Consider the following 12,047-nt stretch of genomic DNA (forward strand, 5'->3'; position numbering starts at 1 on the left):
CCGCCCGCGAGGGCGCGGCCCGCGCGCAGGGCGGCCGCGCCGACGCCGTGGCGCCCGGCGAGCCGGCCGGTGCCGGCGGCCTCGGCGGCCCGGACGTCCGCCGCGTCCGTCCGGCGGGCCGCCGCCACCGTCGCGCGGATCGCCGAGAGCTCCGAGGCGAGCTCCGTCGCGGGCGGGAAGTGGTCGTCGCGCTCCAGGAGGACGCCCGGTGGGGCGACCCGCCCGGCGAGGTCGGCGAGGATGTCCAGGACCTGCTCCGGGACCGGGTGCGCGTGGGTGTCGTGCCAGACGCCGTCCCGTTCGAGGCCGCCCGCGACGTGGACGTACGCGATGGCCTCGACCGGCAGTTCGGCGAGCGCCAGCGCCGGGTCCTCGCCGCGGTTGACGTGGTTGGTGTGGAGGTTGGCGACGTCGATGAGGAGCCGTACCCCCGTACGCTCCACCAGCTCCGCCAGGAACCGGCCCTCCGTCATCTCCTCGCCCGGCCAGGAGAAGAGCGCGGCGATGTTCTCCAGGGCCAGCGGCACCGGCAGCGACTCCTGCGCGATCCGCACGTTCTCGCAGAGCACGTCCAGGGCGTCCCGGGTGCGGGGGACCGGCAGCAGGTGCCCGGCCTCCAGGCGCGGGGTCGCGGTCAGCGGCCCCCCGGCCCGGACGAACGCGATGTGTTCGGTGACGAGCGGCGCCCCCAGCGCCTCCGCCTTCGCCGCGAGCGCGGCCAGTCGCTCCGGGTCCGGCCGGTCCGCCCCGCCGAGCCCCAGCGACACCCCGTGCGGTACGACCGTGACGCCGCGCGCCCGCAGTCTCGCCAGCGACGCGTGCGGGTGGTCGGCGCACACGTTCTCCGCGACGACCTCCACCCAGTCGACCCCGGGCAGCTCCTCGACCGCGTCCGCGATCTCGGGACGCCAGCCGATGCCGATGCCGAGTTCCGTCATGTCCCCCTCCTTCGGTCCTCAGTCACCCACGTGATGACCCCGGCGAAGCCGGTCGAACCCAAGGGGGAAGAGGTTCAGAGCTTCATTTGAGGTTCCCGGTCCCGCCAGGCCCGCCCGGCCCCGCCCGCCCCGCCCCCGGTCCCCGCCGCGGCCCGGCTCAGGCCGCGCCGCCCGCCGTCGTCAGCACGCCGGGGAACGCCGACACCACCGTCGCGCTGCCCGGCGCGATCTCCGTGAAGCCCGCGTCCCGGACGACGGGCAGGCCGCTCGCGGCGAGGGCGGGCCAGTCGGCCTCCGGTGCCGTGCGCACGGCCAGCGGGAAGCCCGCCTCCCGCCAGGCCGCGCGGGCGGAGTCGTCCAGCGCCCACCACAGCAGCTGGGCGCCGTGCCCGGCCTGGGCCATCGCCTTGCCGGCCGACATGCCGAGCCCCGGGTTGGTCCAGAGCAGCGCCGAGCCCTCCGGCACGGGGCCGGGCGCGGCCGGGTCGTCGAGGTCGGTGCCGGAGACCTGGAGCTTGGCCAGGACCTTGGGCCAGCCGTCCAGCGGCACCGGCGGGAAGACGCGTACCTCCGCGGCCTCGCCGGTCACGGTGATGCCGGGAAGGGCCTCGGCCCGCCGCCACTCCGCGCCGCGCGCCCGCCGCACGACCTTGCGGATGCGGGCGTCCTCCCAGTCGGCGACGGCCGCCGCCCACTCCCCCTCGCCGAGCGCGCGCTCGTCGGTGAGGAGGCGGAGCACGGCGCGGGCGGCGGTCTCCAGGGCGTCGGTACGGGCCGGGGGCGCGTCGCGCTCGATCCGCACCACCAGGGGGAGGACGAACTGCGGCTTCTCGTCGCGGGGATCGGTGTCGTTGCTGCTCACCCGGCAAGTCTGCCACCGCCCCGCGCGGCCGGATCTTGTGGGCGGGGCGTCGGCCGGGCGAGGATCGCGTCCATGGGCACGAGCGTGGGAGGGCGGGGGCCGGTGCGGCTCGCGGGGGTGGGGCGCCGGTACGGGCCGCGCGGCCCGTGGGTGCTGCGCGGCGTCGACCTGGAGCTGCCCCCGGGCCGGCTCGTCCGGGCGGGCGGCGCGAACGGGTCGGGGAAGTCGACGCTGCTGCGGCTGGTCGCCGGTGTCGACGCCCCCGCCGAGGGCCGGATCACCGGCCGCCCGCCCCGGACCGCGTACGTCCCCGAGCGCTTCCCGCCCGCCCTGCCGTTCACGTCCCTCGACTACCTGGTCCACCTGGGCCGCCTCCAGGGTCTGCGGACCGGCCCGGCCCGCGCCCGGGCGGGGGAGTGGCTGGAACGGTTCGGCGCGAGCGCGTACGCCGGGACCGCCCTGGCCGCCCTCTCCAAGGGCACCGCCCAGAAGGTGGCCGTCGCCCAGGCCCTGCTGGCCGAACCCGGGCTCCTCGTGCTGGACGAGGCGTGGACCGGTCTCGACCCCGAGGCCCGCGCGGAGCTCGACCGGGCGGTGCGGGAGCGGGTCGCGGCGGGCGCCACCGTCCTCTTCGTCGACCACGATCCGCGCCGGCTCGCGGGGGAGGCCGGCACGACCCTGCGCGTCGCGGGCGGGCGGGTCGGGGCGGAGGCGCAGACCCCCGGCCACGCCTCCGGCCACGCCTCCGACCATGCCTCCGACCACGCCTCCGTGCGGATCGTCGCCTCCGGGAGCCGGGCGCTGCCCGACGTCCTGCCCGGCGGGGCCGCCGGGGTGCCGCTCGCCGACGGCGAGGGCGTGCTGTTCCGGGTCGGCGGAGCGGACTCCGACGACCTGCTGCGGGTCCTGCTCGGCGCCACCTGGCACGTCCACCGCGTCGAGACCGGGACGGTGGCCGCCCACCGGGCCGGTGGAGAAGGAGAGCGGGTGTGACGGCGCTCCTGCGGTACCACTCCGCGCTGTTCCTCCGGTCCCAGCGGTGGCTCGCCCCGCTGTTGCTGTACGCGGCCGTCGTCGCCGTCGGCGTCCGCCCGGGCGATCCCGTCCTCGGGTCGCTCGGCATCGCGGCGGCCGGGCTGCTGCCGGTCTCCGCCTGGTCGGTGCGGATCTGTCTGACGCAGGAGCCGCCCGCCGCCCGCGCCGTGACCGCCGCGGCCGGCGGCCGGTCCCGCGGGCACCTGGCCGCCCTGCTCGCCGGCGCCGGCTGGCCGGTGCTCGTCGGCGCGGTCGCGGCCGGCGCGGTGACGGGCACGGGCGACCTCGCCGGGACGAGCGGCCCGGCCGCCCTGCTCGCCGGACTCCTGGCCACCACGGCCTGCGCGCTCACCGGCGGGGTCGTCGGCGCGCTCGTCTCCCGGCCGTTCGTGAGGGCGCCGGGCTGGTCGGTGGCCGCGCTGCCGCTCGGCTCGCTGCTCGCGCTGGTGACCACCGGCTCGCCCGCGAAGCACGCGGTCACCGCCCTGGTCGCCGCCGGAGGCGGGGCGGACCCGCCCTGGGCCGCCTGCGCCGCCGCCGTCGTCCTCGCCGCGGTGACGGCGGTCGTGGCCGGGAGGGCCACCGCGCGTCTGGAGTAGGGCGTAGCCTCGATGACATGACCACGGAATCCGGTGCGTACTGCGCCCCCGAGCCCGCGCCCCGTCCGCCCAAGGCGGCGGAGGGGCCGTACGCGCGCTGTGTGCTGTGCCTGGAGCCGACCGAGTACGCGGAGTCGGTCAAGGGGATCGTGCTGTGCCCGGTCTGCGAGTGGCAGGAGGCCCAGCGCACGGCCTGTTCCGGCTGAGGCGGGACCCCGCGGATCCACGGATCCGTTCCCCTCACTAGTCAAATTTGAGTAGTCTGGTGCGCATGGCCGAGCGAACGATTCCGATCCTGCCCTGTCACGCCCTCCAGCCCGTCCTGGACTTCTACACCGCCCTCGGATTCGAGGTCACCTTCCGGCAGCGGAGCCCCAACCCGTACGCCTCCGTCGCGCGCGGCTCCCTGGAGCTGCAGTTCTTCGGGGTGAAGCACCATGACCCCGCCGCCTCGACGAGCACCTGTTACGTCGTCACCGACGACGTCGACGGGCTGTACGCCGCCTTCCGGGACGGACTGAAGGAGGCGTACGGGCGGATCCCGACCCGGGGGCTGCCGCGCCTCGGGGCGCTGCGGGACACCAGCTACGGGATGCGGCAGTTCCTGCTCACCGACCCCGGCGGCAACTGCGTCCGCGTCGGGCAGCGCATCCGCGAAGACCTCCACCACGACCGCGCCCCCGGCGGCACCTTCGCCCGCGCCCTGCACCACGCCGCCCTCCTCGCCGACTCGAAGGAGGACCTCGCGGGCGCCGCGAAGGTCGTCGAGCGGGCGCTCCGCCTCGACGACGAGCGGCCCACCCCGGTGCAGCTGCTGCGCCTCCTGGTGCTGCGCGCGGACGTCGCCCGGCGGCTCGGCGAGGAGGAGGTCGCGGTGGCGGCGCTCGCCGAGGCCGGGGCCGTGCCGCTCTCCGGGGAGGAGCGGGAGGAGGTGCGGGACGAGCTGGTGAGGCTGGCGGAGCTGTGCGACTGAGCGCCGCCCCCCGCCTTTCCCGCAGCGCCGCCCCCGCCTTTCCCGCGCCGCCGCCCCCGGTCGGCCCCCCGGTCGACTCCCCGACGGGCCCGCCCTCGTCAGCCCGCTCGCATCAGTTCGGAGACCTTCACGAAGCGGTAGCCGCGGGCGCGGAGTTCGGGGACGATCCGGCGGATCGCCCGCTCCGTGGCGGGGGCGGCGCTGCGGGTGCAGTGGAGGACGACCAGGGAGCCCGGCCGGACGCCGGAGAGGACCTGCTCCGCCACCGCGTCGGGGTCCTTCGCGAAGGCGTCGCCGCCGACCACGTCCCACTGCACGGCGGTGACCCGGGCGGGGGAGAGGGCGTGCAGCGCGGTGTCGTCGTAGCAGCCGCCGGGGAAGCGGAAGTACGGCACGACGTTGACGGCGCCGGCGTCCCGGAAGGAGTCGAAGGCGCGCTTCACGTCGGCCGCCATGTCCGGCTCGGCGACCGTCGGCAGGCCGTAGCAGGGCTCGGCGAAGGCGTAGTGGCTGTAGGAGTGGTTGGCGATCTCGAAGCGGGGGTCGCCGCCGATGGCGCGGACCTGGTCGGGGTACTCCTCCGCCCAGCGGCCCGTCATGAAGATGGTGGCGTCCACCTTCAGGCGGCGGAGCGTGGCGATGAGCTCCGGGTTGTCGAAGCGCTCGCCGCTCGCCGCCCGGGGGCCCTGGTCGGCGGTCATGTCGGCGTCGAAGGTGAGCGCGACGACCTTCTCCGCGCTCCGGCCGGTCCGCCGCTCGTACACCGGGGTGCGGCCCTGGGGTCCCGCGGCCAGGGTGGGCGGCGCGGCGGGGGCGGGCTTCGCGCCCGGGGCCGCGGTCGGCTTCGCCGTCCGGGTGGCGGAGGCGGGCGGGGTGGTGGCGGAGGCGGCCGGGGTCGTCGGGGCGGACGGGTCCGACGGGCCCGTGGAGGAGGTGTCGGCGCCCCCGCCGCAGCCGACGAGAACGGCGCTCAGCAGACCGAGCGCCGCCACTTTACGTACAGAAATGGTCACGAACGGAAGTTATACGATGGGAGTCGAACAGCTGCCGTCGTACCCGGGCCACGACGGGCCGCGTCACCCGTCAGGCGCCGGAGCTCAGGTCGCGAGCAGCCGGCGCCGGCACTCCGCCACGTCGAAGTCGCCCGGCGGGTACCGGGGGTCCAGCGCCTCCAGGTGCTCCGGGAGCAGCGTGCTGACCGCCCGGTTCCGGTACCGCTTCCGGTCCGCCGGGACCACGTATCAGGGCGCCCCGGGCGGGGCGGTCAGCGCCAGGGGCCGGTGACGGCGAACGTGGTGCCGGGTTCGTAGCAGTTCACGTACATCGTCGAGGAGTCCGGGGAGAAGGTGACGCCGGCGAACTCGCCCCACTCCGGGGCGCCCGGCTTCCCCACGTCCTGCCGGCCCCGGGCCACCGGGTACACCTCGCCCCTCCGGTCCACCCCGAAGACGTGCTGTGCCCCGGCGCCGTCCTCGCACACCATCAGGCCGCCGGTGGGCGCCAGGCAGATGTTGTCGGGGGACTCGCCGGGCAGCCGGACGTCGGTGTCCGGGCCGAAGACGACGGCGAGGGTGAGGCGCCGGGCGCGCGGCTCGTACTTCCACACCTGCCCGAAGTGGGTGGCCCCGGAGCCGTCGGAGGCCCGGGCGAAGGAGGAGACGAAGTGGACGCTCTGGCCGCCCCAGTAGCAGCCCTCCAGCTTCTGCGCGTGGGTGATCCCGCCGGGGCCGAAGTCCTGGAAGCGGAGGGGCGTCCCCGTCGCCTGCGGGTCCGGCACCGGCACCCACTCCACGGACTCGAAGACCGTCCCCGCCTCCCGCACCACCGACAGGTCGGGGACACCGGGGACCCGCAGGGCCTCCAGGGTGCCGCCCGCGCGCAGCGAGCCGGGTCCGCCGTTCGGCCGTTCGGGCAGGAAGCGGTAGAAGAGGCCGAAGGGGTGCTCGAAGGCGTCCTCCGTCTCGTAGACGATCCCGGTGTACGGGTCGACGGCGACGGCCTCGTGGGCGAAGCGGCCGAGGGCGGTGAGCGGGACGGCGCCGCTGCGGCGCGGGTCGGCCGGGTCGACCTCGAAGACGAAGCCGTGGTCCCGCTCGTACCCCTTGGTCCCGGCCTTGTCCTCGGTCTCCTCGCAGGTCAGCCAGGTGCCCCAAGGGGTCGGGCCGCCCGCGCAGTTGACGGCGGTCCCGGCGATGCCGACGCGCTCGGAGCGGACCTCGCCGGAGGCGTCGAGGTCGAGGACGGTGCAGCCGCCCTTGCCGCCCCGGTCGTATACCAGGCCGGGCACGAGCGGGACCGGATGGCGGGCTTCGGGGCGGTTCTCGTGGTTGCGGACCAGACGGACGCCGCCGCGCGGGCCGGCGAAGGCGCTCATGCCGTCGCAGTGGCTGGGGACCGCGCCCTCGCCGGAGCGGAGCGGCTCGCCCTCGCGGGAGAGGACCCGGTAGGAGAAGCCGGCGGGGAGGTCGAGCAGGCCTGCCGGGTCGGGGAGGAGGGGGCCGTAGCCGCCGAGCGGCTGCGCGGTGGCGGGTGCGCCGGTGAAGAGGTCGGCCAGGGCGCCGGTGAAGGCGATCCCGGCGACGGAGGCGCCGGTGCGGGCCAGGATCTGACGTCGCGTCACTGACATGGGGGAGAGCCTTCCCGCCGAAACAGGTGTGGACCCGCTTCATGTACCACGCACGGGTGCGCGTGATGCCATGACGCGGGTCCACTGCGCCTCGGATGGCGTAATCCCGCCCTCGCGCGGGCGGGGTGACGCGACGTCAGGCGAGCTCGGCCGTCAGCGTGATCGTCGTGCCGGTGAGCGCCTGGCTGACCGGGCAGTTCTTCTTGGCGTCCTCGGCGGCGGCCGCGAAGCCCTCGGCGTCGAGGCCGGGGACCTCGCCGCGCACGGTGAGGTGGATCCCGGTGATGCCCTCACCCGGCTGGAAGGTGACGTCCGCCTTGGTCTCCAGACGGGTGGGCGGGTTGCCCGCGCCGGCCAGGCCGTGCGAGAGCGCCATCGAGAAGCAGGAGGAGTGCGCGGCGGCGATGAGCTCCTCGGGGCTGGTCTTGCCGTTCGGCTCCTCGGAGCGGGCCGGCCAGGAGACGTCGTACGAGCCGAGACCGGAGGAGTCGAGGGAGACGACGCCGGAGCCCTTGAGGAGGTCGCCCTGCCAGATGGTGTGGGCGTGACGGACGGTGGCCATGGTGGATCCCTTTCGATCGGGTATGGCCCCCAACCTACTGCGCCACGAGCCCCTTTGCGTCCCGCGCCAGCGCGGTGAGCCGGGAGATGGCGCGGAAGTACTTCTTCTTGTACCCGCCGTTCAGCATCTCGTCGCCGAAGAGCCGGTCGAAGGGGAGTCCGGAGGCGAGCACGGGTATCTCGCGGTCGTAGAGGCGGTCGGCGAGGACGACGAGCCGCAGCGCGGTCGACTGGTCGGGGACCGGGCCGACGTCGGTGAGGCAGACCGCCGTCAGGTCGTCGGTGAGGGCGCCGTACCGGCTCGGATGGACCTTGGCCAGGTGGTCGAGCAGGTGGGGGAAGTCGTCGAGGGAGGCGCCGGGGGTCCGGTACGCGGTCTCCGTGACGACCTGGTCGGAGTGGGGCGCGGGGGCCTCGGGCAGCCCCCGGTGGCGGTAGTCCTCGCCGTCGATCCGCAGCGGCTTGAAGTGCGCGGAGAGGCCCTGGATCTCGCGGAGGAAGTCGGCGGCGGCGAAGCGGCCCTCGCCGAGCTTGCCCGGGAGCGTGTTGGAGGTGGCGGCGAGCGCCACGCCGGCCTCGACCAGCTTGCCGAGCAGGCTGGAGACGAGGACGGTGTCGCCCGGGTCGTCCAGCTCGAACTCGTCGATGCACAGGAGGCGGTGCCCGCCGAGGGTCTGCACGGTCTTCTGGAAGCCGAGCGCGCCGACCAGGTTGGTCAGCTCCACGAAGGTGCCGAAGGCCTTGAGCGAGGGTTCGGCGGGCGTGGCGTGCCAGAGCGAGGCGAGCAGGTGGGTCTTGCCGACGCCGTAGCCGCCGTCGAGGTAGACGCCGCGCGGGCCGGCCGGGGCGGCGGGCTTGCGGGCGAACCACCGGCGCCTGCCCGCGCCGGTCGCGTGCGCCCCGCCGAGGGTCTCGGCGAAGCCGGAGAGGGCCTTGACGGCCTCGCACTGGCTGGGCTGGTTCGGGTCCGGGAGATAGGTGTCGAAGCGCACCGAGTCGAAGCGCGGCGGCGGGACCATCTCCGCGACCAGCCGGTCGGCGGGGACGTGGGGCTCACGCGAGCACAGCGAGAGCGGGGTCGCCGCTGCGGGGGCGGCTTCGTTCAGGGCACGGGTCGACACAGTTCACCACTGTAAGCGCCGTGTCAGACTGCGAGAATGCGACGCCTGTTTCCTGTGACGGACATGACAGCCCCGAACCCCCAGGTCAACGGGGGAGACCGGGAGTGGTCCCTCGACGAGCTGGCCGACGCCTATGCCTATCCGGCGGAGGCCGAGGTCTGGCTGCGGGCCAACATGGTCTCCTCGCTCGACGGCGCCGGGCAGCACGAGGGCCGCTCGCAGCCGCTCTCCTCCGACGCCGACATGAGGATCTTCGGCACGCTCCGGGGGCTCGCCGACGTGGTCGTGGTGGGTGCGGAAACGGTACGCCTGGAGGGGTACCGGCCCGCTCGCGCCCGGGAGGCCTTCGCCGCCCGCCGGGCCGCCGCCGGGCAGGGCCCCGCCCCCGCCATCGCCGTCGTCACCGCCTCCCTCGACCTGGACCTCACCCTTCCGCTCTTCGCCTCCCCGCTGGTCCCCACCCTCGTCCTGACCGGCGCGGGGGCGCCCGCCGAGCGGATCGCGGCGGCGCGCGAGGCCGGGGTCGAGGTGCTCCTCGCCGGTGAGGGGGCCGGCGTCGACCCGGCCCGCGCGGTCGCCCTGCTCGCCGAGCGCGGGCTGCGCCGGCAGCTCACCGAGGGCGGACCCCGGCTGCTCGGCCAGTTCACGGCCGCCGAGGTGCTCGACGAGCTGTGCCTGACCGTCTCCCCGACGATGACGGCGGGCGATGCCCAGCGGATCGCCCACGGGCCTTCGACCGCGCTTCCGACACGCTTTGGGCTGGCTTCTCTCCTGGAGCAGGACGGCTTCCTCTTCAGCCGCTACCGTCGGATCTGACAATCGGCGGAATTTGTCGTTCCGCTTAGCGTCGGCTGGGCACAATCACAGTCGCAGTCCCCGTGCGGTCACGGGGAAGGATGGTTTCCGCAGAAGGGCTCCTGAGGTGTTCACAAGCGTTCTGATGATCGAGAAGCCCCTGACGTCCGTGGACGTGGAATTCGTCACCACCCTGCACGGCGACGAGGGCGTGTCCTTCATCGTGCTGATGCAGCCGCGCGGTGATCAGGCCGATGTACTGCTGCGCGCCATCGACGACGTCGCCCTGGGCGAACTCAAGGAGGCGGCCCGCGAGGGCGACGAACCGGAGGGCAAGGCGGCCCGCGAGCCGGCCGAGCTGGCCCTGGAGCACTCGCTCCGGGCCCTGAGAGAGGCGGGCTGCGAGGCGGTCGGACAAGTGGTCGAGGACCACCCCCTGAACAAGATGAAGGCGGTCGTCGAGGAGGCGGAGGCGGACGAGGTCATCGTCCTGACCGCCCCCCACTACGTGGAGGAGTTCTTCCACCGGGACTGGGCCTCCCGGGCCCGGCACAAGGTGGGCGTCCCCGTCCTGAAGCTCTTCGCCCACAGCGAGTAGCGGCACCGGGTCCGGGGGCGCGGAGCACCGCGTCCCCGGACCGTTCCCCGGCCCGCCCGCCGCCAGCCACTAGGCTGGGAGCGACACGTCGTACGCACACCCGGGGAGAGATCCGCATGGCACCCGCCATCCCTGCCGCCATGGAACGGCCGCACTTCATCGGCATCGGCGGTGCCGGAATGTCGGGCATCGCGAAGATCCTCGCCCAGCGGGGCGCCAAGGTCGCGGGCAGCGACGCCAAGGACTCCCCGACCGCCGAGGCGCTGCGCGCCCACGGCGTCACCGTGCACCTCGGCCACGCCGCCGAGCACCTCGCCGACGACGCCTCCGCCGTCGTCGTCTCCAGCGCCATCCGCGCCGACAACCCCGAGCTGGCCCGCGCCGCCGAGCTGGGCATCCCGGTCGTGCACCGCTCCGACGCGCTCGCCTCCCTCATGGACGGGCTGACCGCGATCGCCGTCGCCGGCACCCACGGCAAGACGACGACCACCTCGATGCTGGCCGTCGCCCTCACCGAGCTGGACCTCGACCCCTCGTACGCGATCGGCGGCGACCTCTCGGGCCCGGGCACCAACGCCCGGCACGGCGCCGGCGAGGTCTTCGTCGCCGAGGCCGACGAGAGCGACCGCAGCTTCCAGAAGTACGACCCGCAGGTCGCGATCGTCCTCAACGTCGAGCTGGACCACCACGCGAACTACGCCTCCATGGACGAGATCTACGAGTCCTTCGAGAAGTTCGCCGCGAAGCTCCGCCCCGGCGGCACCCTCGTCGTCGGCGAGCACGCCGGCGCCCGCGAGCTGGCCGCCCGGGTCGCCGCCGCCGGCCGCGAGGACCTCGCCATCGTCACCGTCGGCGAGGGCGACGGCTCCGACGCCCGCATCCTCAAGATCGTCCCGAACGGCATGAAGAGCGAGGTCACCGTCGCCCTCGACGGGGCCGAGCACACCTTCACCGTCTCCGTCCCGGGCCGCCACTACGCGCACAACGCCGCCGCGGCCCTCGCCGCCGGCGCCCGCGCGGGCCTCGACCCGGCCGCCCTCGCCCAGGCGCTCACCGCCTACACCGGCGTCGGCCGCCGCCTCCAGCTCAAGGGCGAGGCCGCCGGCGTCCAGGTCATCGACTCGTACGCGCACCACCCCACCGAGATGACCGCCGACCTGGAGGCCATGCGCGGCGCCGCCGGGGACTCCCGCCTCCTCGTCGTCTTCCAGCCGCACCTCTTCTCCCGCACCCAGGAGCTGGGCAAGGAGATGGGCGAGGCGCTGGCCCTCGCGGACGGCTCCGTCGTCCTCGACATCTACCCGGCCCGCGAGGACCCGATCCCCGGCGTCACCAGCGAGCTGATCCTCGACGCGGCCCGCGTGGCCGGCGCCGACGTCACCGCCGTCCACGACAAGACCGCCGTCCCCGACGCGATCGCGGGAATGGCGCGGCCCGGCGACTTCGTTCTGACCATGGGCGCGGGTGACGTCACGGACCTCGGTCCGCTGATCCTGGCCCGCCTGGCGAACTGAGGGAGTGGACGGACGATGGCGTACGAGGTCGAGAAGTCGGACGCGGAGTGGCAGGCACAGCTGACCCCGTCGGAGTACCAGGTGCTCCGGCTGGCCGGCACCGAGCCCGCCTTCCGCGGCGAGTACACGGACACCAAGGCCGAGGGTGTCTACTCCTGCCGCGCCTGCGGGGCCGAGCTCTTCACGTCGAAGGAGAAGTTCGAGTCGCACTGCGGCTGGCCGTCCTTCTTCGACCCGAAGGACAGCGAGGCCGTCGAGCTGGTCGCGGACACCTCCCACGGGATGGTCCGCACCGAGGTCCTCTGCTCCCGGTGCGGCTCGCACCTCGGTCACGTGTTCGAGGGTGAGGGGTACCCGACCCCCACGGACCAGCGCTACTGCATCAACTCGATCTCCCTCAGGCTGGCGCCCGCGGAGGACTGACA

General features: G+C 74.8%; 15 protein-coding genes. 8 read left to right on the forward strand and 7 right to left on the reverse strand.

What is annotated here, in order from left to right:
• The coding region (locus ACFQ8C_RS04510; RefSeq protein WP_383452179.1) for a DUF692 domain-containing protein at positions 1–938 on the reverse strand (938 nt) is incomplete at its 3' end.
• 157 nt (positions 939–1,095) lie between these two features.
• Positions 1,096–1,800 (reverse strand): peptidyl-tRNA hydrolase, encoded by a 705-nt coding sequence (locus ACFQ8C_RS04515; protein ID WP_383452181.1) that lies wholly within the window; start codon positions 1,798–1,800, stop codon positions 1,096–1,098.
• Between the two features lie 72 nt (positions 1,801–1,872).
• Between ACFQ8C_RS04515 and ACFQ8C_RS04520 the strand changes: the two genes are divergently transcribed.
• The 4 genes from ACFQ8C_RS04520 (at position 1,873) to ACFQ8C_RS04535 (ending at position 4,407) form a co-directional block, all read left to right on the forward strand.
• Entirely contained in the window at positions 1,873–2,793 is a 921-nt protein-coding gene (locus ACFQ8C_RS04520) for an ATP-binding cassette domain-containing protein (protein ID WP_383452183.1), read from the forward strand.
• Entirely contained in the window at positions 2,790–3,434 is a 645-nt protein-coding gene (locus tag ACFQ8C_RS04525; protein WP_383452185.1) for an ABC transporter, read from the forward strand. The genes ACFQ8C_RS04520 and ACFQ8C_RS04525 overlap by 4 nt, the downstream gene beginning before the upstream one ends.
• A 17-nt stretch (positions 3,435–3,451) precedes the next feature.
• Positions 3,452–3,640, forward strand: coding sequence for a hypothetical protein (locus ACFQ8C_RS04530; protein ID WP_383452187.1), 189 nt, complete (start codon positions 3,452–3,454; stop codon positions 3,638–3,640).
• Positions 3,641–3,705: 65 nt separating this feature from the next.
• A complete protein-coding gene (locus ACFQ8C_RS04535; RefSeq protein ID WP_383452189.1) occupies positions 3,706–4,407 on the forward strand; it encodes a bleomycin resistance protein in 702 nt (233 codons plus the stop codon).
• 98 nt (positions 4,408–4,505) lie between these two features.
• On the opposite strand, the gene ACFQ8C_RS04540 is transcribed toward ACFQ8C_RS04535, so the two are convergent.
• The 5 genes from ACFQ8C_RS04540 to zapE form a co-directional block, all read right to left on the reverse strand.
• Entirely contained in the window at positions 4,506–5,420 is a 915-nt protein-coding gene (locus ACFQ8C_RS04540) for a polysaccharide deacetylase family protein (protein WP_383452191.1), read from the reverse strand.
• A gap of 84 nt (positions 5,421–5,504) precedes the next feature.
• Complete coding sequence (locus ACFQ8C_RS04545) at positions 5,505–5,645, reverse strand: hypothetical protein (protein WP_383452192.1); 141 nt, start codon at positions 5,643–5,645, stop codon at positions 5,505–5,507.
• Positions 5,646–5,671: 26 nt separating this feature from the next.
• The gene (locus ACFQ8C_RS04550) at positions 5,672–7,033 is read right to left on the reverse strand and encodes an alkaline phosphatase PhoX (RefSeq protein ID WP_383452194.1); all 1,362 of its coding nucleotides are present in this window, start codon (positions 7,031–7,033) and stop codon (positions 5,672–5,674) included.
• A 136-nt stretch (positions 7,034–7,169) separates the two neighbouring features.
• Positions 7,170–7,595 carry an OsmC family protein gene (locus tag ACFQ8C_RS04555; RefSeq protein ID WP_383452196.1) on the reverse strand — a complete coding sequence of 142 codons (426 nt, stop codon included), beginning with the start codon at positions 7,593–7,595 and terminating at the stop codon, positions 7,170–7,172.
• A gap of 34 nt (positions 7,596–7,629) precedes the next feature.
• On the reverse strand, positions 7,630–8,715 hold the full coding sequence (gene zapE / locus ACFQ8C_RS04560; RefSeq protein ID WP_383452198.1) for a cell division protein ZapE: 1,086 nt from the start codon (positions 8,713–8,715) through the stop codon (positions 7,630–7,632).
• Positions 8,716–8,751: 36 nt separating this feature from the next.
• On the opposite strand from zapE, the gene ACFQ8C_RS04565 reads away from it, so the two are divergent.
• The 4 genes from ACFQ8C_RS04565 to msrB all read left to right on the forward strand — a co-directional run bounded on the left by ACFQ8C_RS04565 (position 8,752) and on the right by msrB (position 12,045).
• Entirely contained in the window at positions 8,752–9,531 is a 780-nt protein-coding gene (locus ACFQ8C_RS04565; protein WP_383452200.1) for a pyrimidine reductase family protein, read from the forward strand.
• 106 nt (positions 9,532–9,637) lie between these two features.
• On the forward strand, positions 9,638–10,108 hold the full coding sequence (locus ACFQ8C_RS04570) for an indole-3-glycerol phosphate synthase (protein ID WP_383452202.1): 471 nt from the start codon (positions 9,638–9,640) through the stop codon (positions 10,106–10,108).
• 116 nt (positions 10,109–10,224) lie between these two features.
• Complete coding sequence (gene murC / locus ACFQ8C_RS04575) at positions 10,225–11,622, forward strand: UDP-N-acetylmuramate--L-alanine ligase (RefSeq protein WP_383452204.1); 1,398 nt, start codon at positions 10,225–10,227, stop codon at positions 11,620–11,622.
• A gap of 15 nt (positions 11,623–11,637) precedes the next feature.
• On the forward strand, positions 11,638–12,045 hold the full coding sequence (gene msrB / locus ACFQ8C_RS04580) for a peptide-methionine (R)-S-oxide reductase MsrB (RefSeq protein WP_383452206.1): 408 nt from the start codon (positions 11,638–11,640) through the stop codon (positions 12,043–12,045).
• Positions 12,046–12,047: the final 2 nt, after the last annotated feature.

The organism is Streptomyces sp. NPDC056503 (assembly GCF_042794995.1).
In the GTDB taxonomy this organism is placed as follows: domain Bacteria; phylum Actinomycetota; class Actinomycetes; order Streptomycetales; family Streptomycetaceae; genus Streptomyces.